The sequence below is a fragment of the Streptomyces sp. F63 genome, assembly GCF_018070345.1.
Classification (GTDB): Bacteria; Actinomycetota; Actinomycetes; order Streptomycetales; family Streptomycetaceae; genus Streptomyces.
In genome coordinates this window covers 23,182-39,372 of sequence record NZ_JAGPXX010000012.1, presented here as the reverse complement: position 1 = coordinate 39,372, position 16,191 = coordinate 23,182, and the positions used below count along the sequence as shown (strand labels likewise).

16 protein-coding genes and 1 tRNA gene are annotated in these 16,191 nt (G+C 75.8%); 4 read left to right on the top strand and 13 right to left on the bottom strand.

Translation table 11 applies throughout. The features are described from left to right. Positions 1-76: 76 nt before the first annotated feature. The 4 genes from KBZ10_RS14990 to KBZ10_RS14975 form a co-directional block, all read right to left on the bottom strand. Positions 77-150, bottom strand: a tRNA-Met gene (locus KBZ10_RS14990). 103 nt (positions 151-253) lie between these two features. Then, positions 254-532, bottom strand: a complete 279-nt coding sequence (locus KBZ10_RS14985) for a WhiB family transcriptional regulator (RefSeq protein WP_374223356.1) — start codon at positions 530-532, stop codon at positions 254-256. 335 nt (positions 533-867) lie between these two features. After that, positions 868-1,911, bottom strand: a complete 1,044-nt coding sequence (locus KBZ10_RS14980; protein ID WP_307847439.1) for a LacI family DNA-binding transcriptional regulator — start codon at positions 1,909-1,911, stop codon at positions 868-870. 435 nt (positions 1,912-2,346) lie between these two features. Continuing rightward, positions 2,347-3,273 (bottom strand): hydrolase, encoded by a 927-nt coding sequence (locus tag KBZ10_RS14975; protein ID WP_247702405.1) that lies wholly within the window; start codon positions 3,271-3,273, stop codon positions 2,347-2,349. Positions 3,274-3,880: 607 nt separating this feature from the next. Between KBZ10_RS14975 and KBZ10_RS14970 the strand changes: the two genes are divergently transcribed. Next, positions 3,881-4,576 carry a DUF4230 domain-containing protein gene (locus tag KBZ10_RS14970; protein ID WP_210988128.1) on the top strand — a complete coding sequence of 232 codons (696 nt, stop codon included), beginning with the start codon at positions 3,881-3,883 and terminating at the stop codon, positions 4,574-4,576. A 177-nt stretch (positions 4,577-4,753) separates the two neighbouring features. On the opposite strand, the gene KBZ10_RS14965 is transcribed toward KBZ10_RS14970, so the two are convergent. The 3 genes from KBZ10_RS14965 to KBZ10_RS14955 all read right to left on the bottom strand — a co-directional run bounded on the left by KBZ10_RS14965 (position 4,754) and on the right by KBZ10_RS14955 (position 6,445). Beyond that, positions 4,754-4,951 carry a DUF4236 domain-containing protein gene (locus KBZ10_RS14965; RefSeq protein WP_210988127.1) on the bottom strand — a complete coding sequence of 66 codons (198 nt, stop codon included), beginning with the start codon at positions 4,949-4,951 and terminating at the stop codon, positions 4,754-4,756. A 110-nt stretch (positions 4,952-5,061) separates the two neighbouring features. After that, a complete protein-coding gene (locus tag KBZ10_RS14960; RefSeq protein WP_210988126.1) occupies positions 5,062-5,505 on the bottom strand; it encodes an SRPBCC family protein in 444 nt (147 codons plus the stop codon). Positions 5,506-5,512: 7 nt separating this feature from the next. After that, entirely contained in the window at positions 5,513-6,445 is a 933-nt protein-coding gene (locus KBZ10_RS14955) for a putative protein N(5)-glutamine methyltransferase (protein WP_210988125.1), read from the bottom strand. A gap of 399 nt (positions 6,446-6,844) precedes the next feature. Between KBZ10_RS14955 and KBZ10_RS14950 the strand changes: the two genes are divergently transcribed. Then, entirely contained in the window at positions 6,845-7,417 is a 573-nt protein-coding gene (locus tag KBZ10_RS14950; RefSeq protein WP_210988124.1) for a methanogen output domain 1-containing protein, read from the top strand. Next, positions 7,414-9,090 carry a PP2C family protein-serine/threonine phosphatase gene (locus tag KBZ10_RS14945; protein WP_210988123.1) on the top strand — a complete coding sequence of 559 codons (1,677 nt, stop codon included), beginning with the start codon at positions 7,414-7,416 and terminating at the stop codon, positions 9,088-9,090. The genes KBZ10_RS14950 and KBZ10_RS14945 overlap by 4 nt, the downstream gene beginning before the upstream one ends. A 118-nt stretch (positions 9,091-9,208) precedes the next feature. On the opposite strand, the gene KBZ10_RS14940 is transcribed toward KBZ10_RS14945, so the two are convergent. Both KBZ10_RS14940 and KBZ10_RS14935 read right to left on the bottom strand, forming a co-directional pair. Continuing rightward, the gene (locus KBZ10_RS14940) at positions 9,209-9,778 is read right to left on the bottom strand and encodes a DUF1360 domain-containing protein (RefSeq protein ID WP_210988122.1); all 570 of its coding nucleotides are present in this window, start codon (positions 9,776-9,778) and stop codon (positions 9,209-9,211) included. A gap of 67 nt (positions 9,779-9,845) precedes the next feature. Next, the gene (locus KBZ10_RS14935; protein WP_210988121.1) at positions 9,846-10,103 is read right to left on the bottom strand and encodes a DUF5133 domain-containing protein; all 258 of its coding nucleotides are present in this window, start codon (positions 10,101-10,103) and stop codon (positions 9,846-9,848) included. A 281-nt stretch (positions 10,104-10,384) separates the two neighbouring features. On the opposite strand from KBZ10_RS14935, the gene KBZ10_RS14930 reads away from it, so the two are divergent. Then, positions 10,385-11,011, top strand: coding sequence for an acetoacetate decarboxylase family protein (locus KBZ10_RS14930; RefSeq protein ID WP_210988120.1), 627 nt, complete (start codon positions 10,385-10,387; stop codon positions 11,009-11,011). Positions 11,012-11,382: 371 nt separating this feature from the next. Here the strand turns inward: KBZ10_RS14930 and KBZ10_RS14925 are convergent, their stop codons facing one another. The 4 genes from KBZ10_RS14925 to KBZ10_RS14910 all read right to left on the bottom strand — a co-directional run bounded on the left by KBZ10_RS14925 (position 11,383) and on the right by KBZ10_RS14910 (position 16,190). After that, positions 11,383-12,876, bottom strand: coding sequence for a serine/threonine-protein kinase (locus KBZ10_RS14925; RefSeq protein ID WP_210988119.1), 1,494 nt, complete (start codon positions 12,874-12,876; stop codon positions 11,383-11,385). Positions 12,877-13,011: 135 nt separating this feature from the next. Continuing rightward, a complete protein-coding gene (locus KBZ10_RS14920) occupies positions 13,012-13,803 on the bottom strand; it encodes a slipin family protein (protein ID WP_247702403.1) in 792 nt (263 codons plus the stop codon). Between the two features lie 2 nt (positions 13,804-13,805). Next, entirely contained in the window at positions 13,806-15,242 is a 1,437-nt protein-coding gene (locus KBZ10_RS14915; RefSeq protein WP_210988117.1) for a nodulation protein NfeD, read from the bottom strand. A 144-nt stretch (positions 15,243-15,386) separates the two neighbouring features. After that, positions 15,387-16,190 carry a VOC family protein gene (locus KBZ10_RS14910; RefSeq protein WP_210988116.1) on the bottom strand — a complete coding sequence of 268 codons (804 nt, stop codon included), beginning with the start codon at positions 16,188-16,190 and terminating at the stop codon, positions 15,387-15,389. Between the last annotated feature and the right edge of the window lies 1 nt (position 16,191).

Sequence of the window (16,191 nt, the reverse complement as noted above, 5' to 3'; positions counted from 1 at the left end):
GGCAGCGGTGACCCGCGGCCACCCTGACGGCAACAAGCCGGGCCCGGCGCGCTTGCGCACCGGGCCCGGCGTTCCGTAGCGGGGACAGGATTTGAACCTGCGACCTCTGGGTTATGAGCCCAGCGAGCTACCGAGCTGCTCCACCCCGCGTCGATGGACCCGACTCTACGCGTTACCGGCCCGGGCGCAAAATCGGTGCCGCGGTCCGCGCCGGCCCCGTCCCCTGCCGCCGGTGCGGGCCGCGGCCGTCACGTCAGGACGTGCCGCTCGCGCTTCTGCGCGCCCTGCGCAGCCGACGCCGCTCCTTCTCGGACAGACCTCCCCAGACGCCGAACCGCTCGTCGTTCTCCAGGGCGTACTCCAGGCACTCCACGCGTCCCTCGCACGCCCGGCAGACCTGCTTGGCCTCCCGGGTGGAGCCGCCGGGAACCGGAAAGAAGAAGTCGGGCCCGGTCTGCGCGCACAGCGCGCGCTCCCGCCAGCCGGAAGCGTGCTCCGCCGGCCCGATGAAATCGATCAGCATGCCGGTCATGCTGCATCCGGTGGATCAACGTTCGCTGAACGAGAGGTCAACGCGCCCGTTTCCCCGCCGTGCCGACGCGGGGCACACGACGGACGGCCCCGGGGCCGGGCCACGCGGCCGGAACTGCGGCCGCACGGCGGGCACCCGGGCGGACCGCGGCGCGCCGCTCCCGCATCACACCCGTCCGGTCGTCACCTCGCGCGTCCGGGTGGGAGGTTACCGCCCGGGCCGCGGAGCGCCGCACCGGTGCGCCCGCCCGGCGCGTCCCCCCGGGTGCCGGACCGGGTGCCGGCCCCGGCCGGGCCCGCGCCCGGGCCGGACGCGCCGCGCCGCGCCGCGAGGGGTCAGGCCGAGTCCCGGCGCACCAGTTCCGTCTGCAGCAGGATCGACGGCGGCAGGCCGGCCTCGCCGGACAGCTGGGCGAGCAGCCGCCAGGTCATGGTGCGGCCGAACTCCTCGATCGGCTGCCGGACGGTGGTCAGCGGCGGGGAGGCGGTGGCCGCGATGTCGAGGTTGTCGAAGCCGACGACCGCGACGTCCTCCGGGATGCGCCGCCCCGCGGCCTGCAACGCCTGCAGGGCGCCGACGGCCATCAGGTCCGAGGCCGCGAAGACGGCGTCGAGGTCCGGATGGGACTCCAGGAGCCGCCGCATCGCGGCCGCCCCGCCCTCGACCGTGAAATCGCCGTGCGCGACCGCGTCGGTCGGGAAGCCCGTGCCGGCCATGCCGCGGCGCCAGCCGCTGAGCCGGTCCATGCCGACCGCCATGTCGGCCGGGCCGGCGATGGTGGCCACCCTGGTCCGTCCGGTGTCGATGAGGTGACGGGCCGCCAGGCAGGCGCCGTTGAAGTTGTCCACGTCGACGTACGGGGCGTCGACCCGGACCAGCGGCCGGCCGCCGAGGACCACGGGCAGGCCCGCTTCGACCAGCAGGCTGGGCAGCGGGTCCTCGCCGTGCAGGCTGACGACGAGCGCGCCGTCGACGTGACCGCCGCAGAGGTAGCGGGCGAAGCCGTCCTCGTCCTGCTCGTTGGTCATCAGCAGCACCAGCTGGAGCTGGCTGCCGGAGAGGCCGCTGTAGATACCGCGCAGCACCCGGGCGAAGAAGGGGTCGCTGAGCACGAAGTTGCCGGGCTCGGACATCACCAGGGCGATGGAGCCGGTTCTCCTGGTGGCCAGCGACCGGGCGACCTGGTTCGCGCGGTAGCCCAGCACCTCGACCGCGTGGGCCACTTGCTCCCGGGCCTTCTCGCTGACGTAGGGCAGGCCGTTGATCGCCCGGGAGGCCGTGGCGCGGGAGACCCCGGCGGCCCGCGCGACCTGTTCGAGCGTGGGGCTCGCGTTCGGGCCCGGTCGTCCCAGGGGCTGGGCCCCCGCTGATTCAGTCACCGGCTCTCCGCGTGTGGCAGTGTTTCCCGCCCCCCGCGCCGCGCGCGGGGGGCCGCGCTGAGGGCGGCTGCTCGGACGGCGCGCGCCCGGCGGCCCGCGGGGGCCGCGCGGTGCGGGATTGCGGGGCTCCGCCGCGGCGCGGGGGCGGGTTGCGCGGAACCACCGCGAACCCGCGGCCGGCCGCGGCAGGCCGTGCCGGTTGGCTGCTGCGTGCTGAGCACTCCCCCACCCCCACTGACGCCGTCCGATTCCGGTGACCGCGGGCGACGCCTCGCCGGCAGCGCACTGGAAGCGGTTTCAGACTACCCACGGAACAGAAGGACCGCCAGGGAAGGGAAGGTTCCGCCGGCCCGGCGGCCGCCCGGACCCGCGCGCGGCGCGGGGCCCGGGGGCACCGCGGACGGCACCGTCGGGGGTTCCGTCCGCTGTTCGGGGTCAGCAGCCGATCGGCGCGGTGCCGACGGCGATGTCGTCGTACCAGAGGGTGTCGTCCCCGTTGCCGTAACTCTCCCAGCCGAGCCGCAGGTCGGTGAGGGAGGGGCGCCAGCCCGGCTTGTTCAGCCACTGCCGGTCGATGTCGTGGGTGGGCGTGCCGTCGATGACGAGCCCTTCGACGACCGAGCCGTTCACCCGGGTCTCCAGGGTGGAGCCCTCGATGCCGTACTCGACGCAGGTCCATTCGTTCACGGGCAGGGGCATGCTCTTGGACACCCCGACCGGGCTCTGCTCCGGCAGGGTCGCGTCGTCGGATTCGCGGTTCCACTGGAGGGCGCCGTTCTGGCCGCCCATCCGGAGGTCCTTGCCGCCGTCGTTGGCGTCCTTCATGGCCGCGAACGTCACATGGGCGGCGGGCAGCGCGGTGGTGTGCCGCACCCAGAAGCGGACGTGCAGCGCGGAGCTTCCCGCCACCTCGGTCAGCGGGGTGGCGGCGAAGATGTGGTTGCAGTAGCCGGCCCTGCCGTCGATCCGGAGCGACTTGCTCCCGGTGTGCGCGGTGCCGGAGTCCACCGTCGCGGTGCCGCTGCCGGTGCAGTTGGCGGCGCCGGCGGTCCAGCGGCCGGCGGGCGCCGTACCGGTCTGCGATTCGAAGTCCTCGCAGAAGCCGGAGGCGTCGCAGGCCGCGGCGGGCCGTGCCGCGGAGGACTGCCCCGCGGCGGACTGCCCCGCGGCGGAGGCGCTGCCCGTGGCACCGGCGGCGGTGAGCGCCAGGACGGCCGCCGAGGCGGCCAGGACCTGCCGGCGGCGGGAGGTGCCGGCGCTCCCCGGAGGCGCGATGCCCGCGGGCGGGGGCGCGGGCGGGGCCAGGGGGGAGGCCGGCGGGCGCGGTGACGAGGACGCGGGTGACGTCGTAGGTGAGGACATGGGTCCCGACCCTCCTCGGGGAAAGTGAGGTGGCGGCGGACGGACCGCGACGGGCGGTGATGCATCCACCGCGGGGCGGGCGCGCGCGGATCCGCTGGACGCCGCGGCGCGCGGGAGGAACGCATTGCCGCCGGCGTCGACGCGCCCGTGTGGTGTGTGGCGGCCGGGCCCGGGGACCCGGCCGGGGTGGCCCCGGCCGGTCCGGACGCGACGGGGACGGCCCGGGGACACTCTGCCGGGCCGCCCCTCTCCCCCCTTTTCTACCCCCCTCGTTCCCCCCTCGTGCCGGCCCCCCAAGGCCGCGGAACCAGGCTGCCGGGTCGCACCGGCCCGGCAACAGTGCCGAACGGGGAAGGCCACCGGGACCAATGGGCCCTGCTGAGCGAGGAGTTGACGGACCGGGCGGTGACCGGCGGGACGCCGACACGGGTGCGAGCCGGCGTCCTGCGGCGGTACGGATGCCGGACGCCGGACCACGGGGGCGCAGAGGAGGCGGCCCATGCTTCCCGTGCACCCACCGGGCGCGCCCCGCCACGACTGCGTGCCGCGCCGCCCGGGCATACGGGCGTCAGGTCCATAACAAGTCCGCGTCCCCGGGAGGCTCATCGTGGTCGCACCCAGCGAGACCCAGTCCGCTCCCCCGGCCCCGCCCGGCCGGTCCCGCCGCTTCCCGTGGTGGGCCGGGGCGGCCGCCGGGCTCGCGGCGCTGCTGCTGCTGTTCACCCTCGCGGTCAGGGCCGACGTCATCCCGGACCTGGACGGCCTCTTCGGGGAGGAGACGCACGACCGGTCCGGTCCGGCCCTGCTGGAGTCCATCCGGGACATGAGCCGCTACGAGGGCGCCTCCGGCAACTTCCAGGTCGTCGTCGATCTGGAGAAGGACACCAAGTATCTGCCGGACTCCATCCGCGGCACCAGGACGCTCTACATCGGTACCGGCAGCGTCAGTGCGTACGTGGACCTCGGAAGCCTCGGTGAGCGCAGCGTCGTCGTCGACGAGGAGCGCACCGAGGCCACCCTCCGGCTTCCCCACGCGCGGCTGGGGAAGCCCGCCCTGGACGCCGACCGTTCCCATGCCGTCTCGAAGCAGCGCGGGCTGCTGAACCGGCTCGGCGATCTCTTCTCCGACAACCCGAACGACGAACGCGCCGTCAACCGGCTCGCGGTGCGGCACATCGCCGAGGCCGCCGAGGAGAGCGAGCTGGCGGAGCGTGCCGAGAAGAACACCACCGCGATGCTCCGCGGGCTGCTGACCTCGCTCGGCTTCGAGAAGGTCACCGTCCGGTACGGCGAACGGGGCTGACCTGCGAGCGGTTCTCTCCGCCGCCCCGCTCCGGCCCGCCCTCCCGCGGCCTGCCCGCCACGGAGCCCCCCGGCGCGGAGCCCCCCGGCGCGAGGCCGGCGAGGCGGTCCTCCCGGTCGCCGGCCCCGCGCCCTCCTCCTCCGCGGCCCGCCCTGGCCGGGGCGGGCGCCGCGCGGATCAGCGCCCGCCCCGCCCCGTGGTCCTGCGATAGCCGAAGGGGCCCGGCAGGTCATGGCTGGTGGTGGTGCGTCCGGTGGTGCTGTACGTCCGCCTGGGGCCCTTTCCCGAGCCGAACGTGACCGACAGGGAGCGGCGGTTGAGGTTCAGCCGCACTCCGGGCAGGATGCGGAAACTCTTCCGGAAGGTGACGGGCACGGTTCCTTCTCCTCACTGCCCTCCGGCGAGGGCTCGGCGGTCCGGTCGGTTTCTCTTCTGCCCCGGGAACGCCGGAGGGTGCGCGCAGCCGCCGTCCGCACGGGCGGACGTCAGCCGGCGGCCAGCAGCCGGGCGAGGACACGGCCGAAGAGCAGCCGGCCGGCCGGCGCCGCCGGGCGGTCGAGGAGCCGCGGCAGCCCGGTGATGCTCAGCTCCTCGCTCCAGAGCACCTCCGAGCCGGTGCCGCGGGCGCGGACCTCGATCCCGGCCCAGCCCGTCACGACGCGGCCGCGTTTCTCCAACCGGCAGCGGCCCGGGCGGCCGTTCCCGGGCGGCTCCCAGAGAACGACCTCCATGGGGTCCGCGAACGCGGCCCGCCCGGCACCGGTGCGGGCCGTGACGACGGTGCCGCGGCGGGTCGGTGCGGGCGGCGGCGGGCTGACCGTGATGCGCGTCAGCGGCACGTGGTCCGCGTGCCGCTCCCAGTCGGTGACCCGCCGCCAGGCCTCCTCGGCGGGCAGCGGCGTACGGCGGGTGATGCGGAAGAGCGCCACCGGACGACTATAGGCGGCGGTGCCCGGACCGGTCCGGGCGACGCGGCCCGGCCGGTCCGAGGGGAGGCCGGGTGCCGGTGACGACGGTGGCGTCCAGGTCCTCGGAGTGGTCGACGCGGGGTATCAGGCCGGCGCCGGCGAAGGCCGAGGCGGTCTCCGGCGCCTGCCGCTCGCCGGTCTCGATCAGCAGGCGCCCGCCGGGCGCCAGCCAGCGGGCGGCGCCGGCGGTCACCCGCCGCTGGATCTCCAGCCCGTCGGCGCCTCCGTCGAGCGCGATGCGCGGTTCGTGGTCGCGGGCCTCCGGCGGCAGCAGCCCGATCGCACCGGTGGGCACATAGGGCGTGTTGGCCACCAGGATCTCGACCCGGCCGCGCAGCCGGCCGGGCAGCGGCCGGTAGAGGTCGCCCTCGTAGACCCGGCCTCCGGCGGGGGCGAGGTTGCGGCGGGCGCACCGCACGGCGGCCGGGTCGATGTCGACGGCGTACAGCTCCACCCGCCCCAGCGCCTCCGCCAGGGCCGCGCCGACGGCGCCCGAGCCGCAGCACAGATCGACGACCACCGGCGCCGGAGCGGCGGGGCCGGCGTCGCCGTCCGACGGGCGGAGCGCCGCCGCACGCCGGACGAGGAACTCCGTGCGGCGGCGGGGAACGAAGACACCGGGCTCCACGGCGATGCGCATACCGCAGAACTCGGCCCAGCCGAGGACGTGTTCGAGGGGCAGACCGCCGGCGCGCCGGTCCACCAGGACCGTGAGCCGGTCGGGGCCGGGCGCCGCGGAGATCAGCAGGCGCGCCTCCTCCTCGGCGAAGACGCAGCCGGCGGCGCGCAGCCGGGCGACGACGGCGGCGGTGGCCGCGGAACGCCACGGGGTACCGGCGGGCGGGGAGGGCAGCGGGGAGGGGCGGGCGGAGGAAACGGCGGACGACGGGTGAAGCGGCATGGGAACCTTCCGGAAGCGAAGGGCGCCCTCCCGGTCACCTATCCCGGACGAACCGTACGTCCACGGGAGGAGAGCACCCGGCCTGCGACAGCGGTAATGGGTGTCACCTCCTCGGTCGTGCACTGCTCGGACGCGCCACCCTACCGCACCGCGGGTACGTCCCAACATGCGTGCCGGACCGGGGACATGGGCCTCCACGGCCGGGCGGTCCGGCGTCCCGCCGCGCTGCCGGTGAGCACCGTTCCGGCATGCCGGAACGCATCGGGGGAAGGTGACGCAGGGGCCGGGGCTCGGGTGTGACCGGTCCGGGCGTGCGGTGCCGTATCGTCTCTTATGACCGGCTTCCCTCCACGGTGGTGCGAGGATCGGGCATCAGTGCGAACAGCTGGGAGGACCCCCATGAACCAGGTCGCCGGAGCCGGGGTCGGCGTGGAGCGTGATGTGTTCATGCGCACGCTCCTGCGGGAGCTCGCCACATCGCTGGAGTCCGTGATCGGCCTCCAGGAGGCGTCCGGATACATCAGTCTGGTGGGGCAGTCCATCGGCCTCCAGCTCAACGACACGTACACGCGGGCCCTGGGGATGGAGCGGCTCAGCCGCGAGCAGGTCGCCGAGGTCATGGTCGACTTCAAGCAGCGCATCGGCGGTGGCTTCCACATCGTCGAGCAGGACGAGGAGAAGATCGTCCTGGGGAGCCACAGTTGCCCCTTCGGTGAGCAGGTGAAGGGGCGTGAGTCCATGTGCATGCTCACGTCCAACATGTTCGGCACGGTGGCGGCCCGCAACCTCGGCTATGCCCGGGTGGACCTGGAGGAGACGATCGCCCGGGGCAGCACCGGCTGCCGTGTCGTCGTCCATCTCGTGCCGCAGCCCGAGGACCCCGAGGAGGACCCGTCCGCCGCCGGCCGGGAGTACTTCGACGACTCCGGCCTGACCGGCCGTATCCCGGCACCGGGTCCGGTGACTGGATGAGCCTGGATCTCTTCCGGGCGATCACCAAGCTGCTGCCGCACCCCGTCCTGCTGGCCACGGCCGGCGGGCGGGTCCTGGCGGTCAACACCGCCGCGCGGCGCCTGGTGCCCGAACTCCGGGCGGGCGCCGACCTGTTCGTTCTCACGGACGGGAACGCCGACGGCCTGCGGTGGCATATCGGGCACTGGCTGCGCAGCGGTGACCCCCTGCCGGGCTCCTTGAAGATCAAGGACTCGTGCGGGGAGCCCCTCCCGTTCCGCTGCCACGGCGCCCGGGCCACCTGGTGGACCGGCCCGGAGCCGGCGATCCAGCTGCATCTGACGCGCCTCGACCACACCGACCAGTTCGTGGCGCTGAGCCAGCAGGTGCTCGCGCTCAACAAGGAGATGGCCTTCCGTCGGGCGGCCGAGGCCGAGCGGGAGCATCTGCTCGTCGCCGAGCAGACGGGCCGCATCCGCCTGAACCGTCTGTACCGGCTCACTGCGGCCCTGGCGGCCGCGGCCACTCCGGCGGCCGTCGTCCGGGCCGTGCACGACACCGCTCCCGCCGCGCTCGGCGCCCGCTCGGTCGGGCTGGCGCTGCACTCGGAGCGGCTGGTGCCGTCCCTCGGTCCGGCGGACAGCCTCCGCTCGGCGGCCGGCGACAGCTGGACCGACCTGGACCACGGCGGCACCCCGGCCGTCCCCGAGCAGGGCTCCGGGACGGACACCGCGGCCGGCCGGGCGGCGGCCCGCGGCCGGGGCGACGCCCCCGGAACGCCCGGCCGCGTCCTGCGGTTGCCGCTGGAGGCGGACGGGCTGTCGCTGGGCGAGCTGACCGTCGACCACGACGACGACCATCCACCCGATCAAGCCCATGTCACGGCCATCGCCCAGCAGATCGCGCAGGCCCTCCGGCGGGCCGGCCTGTACGAGCACGAACACCGCCTCGCCGAGCGGCTGCAGCGCAGCCTGCTGCCCGTCCTGCCCGTCATCGGTGGTCTGGACGTCGCCGGCCGCTACGCCCCCGGAAGCGATCTCGTCGACGTGGGCGGCGACTGGTACGACGTCCATGTCCTCGACGACGACCACATCGGGCTCACGATCGGCGACGTCGCCGGCCACGGGCTCTCCGAGGCCACGGCCATGGGGCAGATCAGCGCCGCGCTCCGCGGCATCGTGCTGCGCCACGGGCGGCGGCCCGGCGCCGTCCTCGCCGAGCTGGACCATTTCCTGCGCGCCTACCACCCCGGCCGTATGGCCACCGCCTGCTATCTCGTGCTGCACCGGCCGTCGGGCACGGTGCGCTACGCGCGCGCGGGCCATCTGCCGCCGCTGCTCGTCCACGCCGACGGCAGCAGCAGTTATCTGGACGGGGCGCTGGCGCCGCCGCTCGGCATGGTCAACGGCGTGGCCTATACGGAGAGCGAGACGGGGATCACCGCCGGGGAGACCCTGCTGCTGTTCACCGACGGCCTCGTCGAGCGCCGCGGCGAGATCCTCGACACCGGCCTCGACCGGCTGACCGGACTGGCCCGCCGCACGGCCGGGCTGTCCGCCGACGAGCTGTGCGAGGTCTTCCTCCACCACCAGCCCAGCGCCGACAAACCCGACGACTGCGCGCTGCTGGCGCTGCGCGTCAGCGGCCCGGAGGAGCGGGGCGGCGGCGACGGGCGGAGCAGCGCCGGGGGGTGAAACGGCGCGGCCCGGAAGCACGGCGGGTCCGCCGGAGGCCGGGGCCCGGGGGTGTTCCCCTTGCCCCGGCCCCCGGCCGTGGTGCCCCGGGCGGGTCCACCGCCGTCCGGGCGCCGCCTCAGCCCTCGACCCGGTCCCGGGTGAAGCTCCAGGCGTACTGCAGCCAGTCGGAGATGGCCACGGCCGTCAGGCCGGACGTCAGCAGCCGCGTGGGCCGCGGGGCGGCCGCGTAGGAGCAGACCAGCGCGCCGGCGGCCCAGACGGAGAGACAGAACGGGCAGGCGAGCAGGTCTCCCACGGCCCGCCGGGCGCCGTGCCCGTGCGGTTCGTCCATGACCTCACCGGCGCCCAGTTCCTCCGTGCGCCGGGTGAACGGCGCCCTGACGAACCCGGCGACCTTGCTCTTGCTGACCAGCCGGGACGTCTTGTAGACGGCCGTGCCCAGGACCAGCAGGTCCCAGGGCGGCACCCGTTCGGGCAGTCGGCGCCCGGACTTCCGCAGGCCCAGGGCGAAGAAGCCCAGGCCGGTGGCGAAACCGGCGGTGAGGGCCGCGTAACCGCCGAGCGGGACCTCGCGGTCCGGGGCGTAGGCGCCGCCGTGCCCGCCGGCGGTCCGCGGCGGTCCGTCCCGGTGCCGCTGCCCGTGCTCGGGAGGGGTCGGGCCCGGTGGCCCGGGAGGGGGAGGCATGGGTTCTCCGTAACGTGTCGAGTGGATCGCGCCGGGCGCACCGCGCCCGTGCGCGCCGCCCGCCGGGTCAGCCGGCGGACACGGTGCCGGAGAGGGAGTCCGGCACCGGGCCGGCGGCCGCGCCGGGAACGGACGCCAGCCGCCGCCGCGCCTCGGCCAGGGCTCTGTCGACGGTGCGGGTGCCGGTGGACACGCAGAGCGTGTACACGGTGTCCTCCAGGCGGCGGCGCAGTTCCGGGCCCGTCCGGCCGCTCCCCGCCAGGGCCTGCAGGGCCGTGTAGCGGTCGACGAGGTCGCGCAGGACATCGGGGTGGGCCATCAGCACGATGATCCTCCATCAGGTGAGGGGTGGTCCCTGCATCGGCTGCCCCGCCCATCCCCACATATGCCGACACGGGGACGGGTCCGGCACGGGCCGGTTCCGGGCGCCGCCGGGGGGACAGGATGGGGAACAGGACGCGAGGACGGGTGCCGATCGCCGGGCCTCCCGCGGCGCCCGGGGACGCGTCACCGGGCCCGGGGCGGCCCGGGGCGGCCCGGGAAAGGCACCGGAAGAGGCCCCGGGAGAGGCCCCGGGAGAGCCCCGGACCGGAAGGAGAGCGCGCGATGCCCGACACCGATGGAGGACCTCCCTCCCACCCGCCGGCCCCCTGGGTGTCCCGGGGCGAGATGTGGTTCGGTCTGCTGCCCGTCCGGCGGCAGCCGGACCTGCCGCCCGACCTCGGCCCGCTCGGGCCGCGGAACCGGATCGCGGTGGGCCTGGTCCGGTACCGCGAAGGGACCCTGCGATACGACGAGTTGGCCATCGGCCCGCTGGTCCGCCGGGGCCGTCGCGCGGGGCTGCTGATCCAGCGGATCTGGGTGGACGACGACGCGTCGGTCCGGGGCGGGCGCGCCATCTGGGGCCTCCCCAAGGAACCGGCCGAGTTCGTCTGGGCGGGGGACTCCGTCCGGGTTCGCGACGGCGGGGGCACGCTGGCCCGGATCGTCCTCCGGCCCGGCCGGGGGCCGCTGTCCGCGCTGCCGCCGGTGCCGATGCTGCTGCCCGGGTTCGGGGGATCGCCCGGGGAGCGGTTGTTCGTCACCGGCCGGCTCACCGGCAGGCCGCGCCGGGAATCCCTGACCGTCACCGAGTGGTCGGACCGGCTGCCGCCGCTGCGGCGGCACCGCGCACGGCCCTCCCTGGCCTTCCGCCCGTTCCGGATGACGGTGCCCGGGCCGGTGCGCTGCTGAGCGGGCACCGGCGGGGAGACGGCAGGAGGAGGTCCGGGTCTCCGCGGCCGGTTCACCGCCGGGCAGGCGGCCGTCCCGGCGGCTTCGCGGCGCGGGCCGGAGCGCACGACGGCGGCCGGCGAACCCGCGGGCCCGGTGCGCGCTCCCCGCCCCGGCCCCCCGGACCGGGAGGCGCCGGCCCTGCCGTCGCGGCGGCCGCGCGGACCGTGGGGCGGCCCGTGAGCCACCGGGCGCCCTTGGTGGGGAGACGCACGGCGGGCGCGGGTCCCCTCCCCCGGAGCCGCCCGCGCGGGCCCGGTGCGCCGTGCGCCGGGCGGGCCGCCGACGGGCGCTGACGCTTCCGTGCCGTTCCCGGGAACGGCACGGGACCCTCAGCGCCGGTGCGCTCCCCCGCCGCCCAGGACCTTCACGAGCCCGCCCCCTCCCCTGGCCTTCGCGCCCCTCTCCGGCGCCGCCGCGGTCGTGCCGGCGCCCCCGGCCGCCGGGACACCGCGGGCCCGGCGGGGGGCCTCCGGCCGGCCCGCCGTGGAGGCCGCCGCCGGGCGGGGCCCGGCGGGCCGGGCCCGCGGGTCCCGGGGCAGCCGCCGGGGCGCGGGGCCGGCAGCCGCGGAGGCGGCGGTTCGGGACGGCGCCGGCCGGTGGTCCGCCTGCCGGGCGGGGGCGCCGTCGTCCCGTCCCGGCCTCTCCCTGGTCTCGCCGCCTTCCGCGACCGCGCCCGGGGCCCCGGGCGCGGGCTGTTCGGCGCGGGGACCCCCCGGAGGGGACACGGCCCGCTCGCCGCTGCCGGAAGCGTCCCCCGGAGCCGTCAGCGCGGTGCCGAGAACGGCGGCGAGCACCGCTGTGCCCGTGGCCGCCAGCAGGCGTCGTCCCCGCGCGGGCTGCGGGGGGACCCCCGGCAGGGTGTCACCGCCGGGCGGCCTTCCGGCGGACGGCCCCGGTCCCCGTTCCGCGGCAGCCGGGACGCCCGGGACGCCCGGGACGGCACCGTCCGAGAAGCCGCCGGCCGGGTGTCCGTGCGGGCCCTGGGGGAACGGGACGGCCGCCCCGTCGCCGCCCAGGGCGGCCAGCGCGGTGCGGCAGTCGTGGGAGGTGGGGCGGGCGGCCGGGTCGAGGGCCGTCATCGCCCGGAGGAGGGCGGCCACGTCGCCGGGCAGGAAGCCCGGGAGGACCGGGGCGCGGTGCAGGCGGGCGATGGCCGCCTCCAGGGGGGCGCCGTGGTACTCCAGACGGCCTTTGAGGCACTCCAGCAGGACCAGACCGAGGGCGTAGACGTCCGCGGGCGGCCCCGCCCCCTCGCCCGTCACCTGCTCGGGCGCCATGTAGGCGGCGGTGCCGACCAGCGCGCCGGCGGCGGTGTGCGCGGTGCTGCCGACCAGCTGCGAGATGCCGAAGTCGGTCAGGTACGGAGCGCCCCCGGTGTCCAGCAGGATGTTGGCGGGCTTCACGTCCCGGTGCACGATCCCCGCATCGTGCACATGGGCCAGGGCGTCCGACAGGGCGGCGCCGAGCCCGGTGACCTCCGGCAGCGGCAGGGGCGCGGTCGCCCGGTCGCGCAGGGTCGGCCCCTCCACCAGCTGCATGACGAGATGGGCCCGCCCCTCGTGCCGGCCGGTGTCGTACACGGTGACCAGTCCCGGGTGGCGCAGCCGGGCCAGCAGGAGGGCCTCCTGGGCGAAGCGTTCCTCCATCTCCGGCTCCGTACCGGGCCGGAAGATTTTGACGGCCACCGGCCGGCCGAGGCGGAGGTCCACCCCCGCGTACACGTCCGCGACGCCTCCCGATCCGAGGAGCCCGTCCAGGCGGTACCGTCCGGCGACCGGCCCGGCGGAGGTCAGCGACGGCGGCGGTGACTGGCAGTCCCACATGCGTACTCCCCACACCCCTCGGAACGGCGGGGCGGCACTTGACGACAACACGGACATCACACGCTGTCGCCGCGTCTACCCGGCAAGACCGGCCCCATCCGCCCGAACCGGATCCCCTCACCGGAGCGCCGCCGGTCACGCCCGTTCGACGTGGGGGCCGGGCTGCCGGCCGCCCTTCCCGAGGGTGTCCACCAGCCGGAGGAGCTCCATCGGCAGCGGGAAGATGAGGGTGGAGCTCCGCTCATCGGTGACCTCGGCCATGGTGGAGAGGATCCGCAGCTGCATGGCCGCCGGGTGCTCCTCCAGCCGCTCCGCGGCGTCCGACAGCGTCTGCGCGGCCTCGAACTCGCCCTTGGCGTGGATGACCTTGGCGCGCCGGTCCCGCTCGGCCTCCGCCTGGCGCGCCATGGCGCGCCGCATGGGCTGGGGCAGTTCGACGTCCTTGACCTCCACGAGGGTGACCTTGACGCCCCAGGGGTTGGTCACGTCGTCGATGATGCGCTGGAGCCGCTGGTTGATCTCGTCGCGGTTGATCAGCAGCTCGTCCAGGTCCACCTGGCCGAGGATGCTCCGCAGGGTGGTCTGGGCGATCTGCGAGGTGCCCTTGATGTGGTCCTCGATGGCCACCACGGACCGGTTGGGGTCGACGACGTTGAAGTACGTCACGGCGTTGACCCGGACGGTGACGTTGTCCTTGGTGATGATGTCCTGCGGCGGGATGTCCATGGTCACCGTGCGCAGGGAGACCCGGACCATCCGGTCCACCACGGGGATGATGACGAACAGTCCCGGCCCCTTGGCCCCGATGATGCGCCCGAGGCGGAACACCACTCCGCGCTCGTACTCCGGGACGATCTTGATGGCGGCCATCGCCAGCAGAAGCAGGACTGCCACGGCGGCGAGGATGCCGACCAGTGCTCCGTTCATGGTCATTCCTTCTCTCGGGGAGGCCGCTCCACGCCGGAGCCGGCCTGTTCGACGACGAGTACGAGGTCCTGCCGGTCCACGACCCGGACGCGCTGCCCCTCCGCCAGGGGCGCGTCCCGGCCGCGGACGTCCCACCACGCGCCGTCGAGCAGCACCCGGCCGCGGTCGCCCTCGGTGCGGCGCACCACCGCCTCGCGCCCGAGGAGGGCCTCCCCGCCGGTGGTGGGCGGGCCGCGGCGGGCCCGCCAGGCCAGGCGCCCGGCGATGAGCGAGCCGGCTCCCACCACGAGGGCGGTGGGCCACAACACGGCCGGGTCGACCTCCGTCTCCCCCCGGAAGAGGAAGATCCCGGCGAACACCAGGGCGATGGTCCCGCTCGCCGCGAACACCCCGACCCCGGGCGTGAACACCTCACCGGCGAACAGCGCGGCGGCCAGGAGAATCAGGAACAGCCCGGCGACGTCGAACGGGAGGACGCTCAGCGCGGTGAAACCGAGAAGCAGCGCGATGGCCCCGATGACCCCGCCGAAGCCCATTCCGGGACTGGCGAGTTCGTAGATGACGGCCAGCGTGCCGATGGACAGGAAGAGATACGCCAGTTCGGGGCTGGCCAGCAGCTGCCGCAGCTCTCCGAAGAAGCCCAGGTCGTACTCCACGACGCGGGCCCCGGCCGTCCGCAGCACCACCTCGCGGCCGCCGCCCTCCGGGCCCACCCGGACCCGGCGGCCGTCGGCCGCGTCCAGCACCGCGCGGCGGGAGGGCTCCACCAGGTCCACCACGTTCTCCCGGAGCGCCGTGCGGTCGGAGACGGAGGTCCCCTCGCGCACCATGTCCTCGGCGAAGCCGGTGTCGCGGCCGCGCTGCTCGGCGATCGACACGGCGAAGGCGGCGGAGTCGTTGACGACCTTCTCGCTCGCCTCCTCGCCCTGGCCGCCGACGGGGGTGCCCGCGCCGATGTGGGTCCCCGGGGCCATGGCCGCGACGTGGGCGGCCATCGTGATGTAGGCGCCCGCCGAGGCGGCGCGGGCCCCGGAGGGCGAGACGTGGACGATGACGGGGACCTCCGCGTTGAGGAAGCCCCGCACGATGCCCCGGGTGGACTCCAGCAGCCCGCCCGGGGTGTCGAGTTCGACCAGCAGGGCGGGGTGGCCCTCCTCCTCCGCCCGGCGCAACCCGTCGTCGAGATGGCTCTCCACGACCGGGGTGATGGTGCCGTCGACCCGGGTCGCCAGCACCGTCCGCTCCTCCGCCGGCGCGGCACCCGCCGCCGGCAGGGCCAGGAATCCCGCCAGGGTCACGAGGAGGGCCCGGGCGCACAGCCGGGCGGGCGACGGCAGCACACGGCCGGGGCGGGGGCCGGGGCCGGCCGGCCGGCCCCGCCTGCGGGGCCGGCCGCACGAGCCGGACCGGCCGGGGAACTGTTCTGCTGCCCGCGCCATGAACGTCTCCTGAGAGGGGCCTCGTGCTGCCGTGACCGTCCCCGGGGCGCCGCCCTCCCGGAGCGCGGCGGGACCGGACGCGGACACTGTGAGCGGGGTGCCCCGTTCTCCGGACCCCAACCGGCAATGTGCCCGTTCCGGGCGTCAGTTGCCGGAAGGGGAGGGGGTGAGCACCACGAAGTCCGCCCCGAACGGGTCGGCGCACACGGCCATCCGGCCGACGCCCTCGGCGGTCTCCGGCCCCATGGGCACCGTGCCGCCGTGCTCGCCGACCCGGGCGACCGTGGCGTCGCAGTCCTCGACCGCGAACACCGGGTGCCAGTAGGGGCGTCCGCCGGTCGGCTTCAGCTGCTCCGCCGGGAGCTCCATGATGCCGCCGTGCATCCGCTCCTGGCCCAGGCCGCCGGGGGCGACGAGGGTGTAGCTGCCGCCTCCGCCGCCGGGCATGTCCATGTCCTGCGTCTCCCAGCCGAGGAGACCGCGGTAGAACTCCTGCGCGGCGGTCGCGTCGGTGGTGTACAGCTCGACCCAGCACAGGGCCCCCGGCGCGTCCACCGATTCCAGGCCCGTCTCCGACCCGGGCTGCCAGACGGCGAACTGCCCCCCGAGCGGGTCGGTGAGCTGGGCCATCCGGCCCTCACCGCCCATGTCGGACGGGGGCACCCGCACCGAGCCGCCGGCCTGCTCCACGGTCTGGGCCGCGGCCTCCGCGTCCGGGGTGAGGAAGTAGACCGTCCAGGCGGGGCGGGCGCCCTCCTCGGTGAGCCGGCCGGCCGCGGCCACCACCCTGCCGTCGCGGCGGAACAGGCCGTAGCCCCCGGCTTCGGGGCCGGTGGGCCGGAACTCCCAGTCGAGGACCGCGCCGTAGAAGGCGGCCGTGGCCTCGACATCGGGGGTGCCGAGATCGATCCAGAAGGGAGAGCCGGTGACGAAGTCGGTGGTGATCACG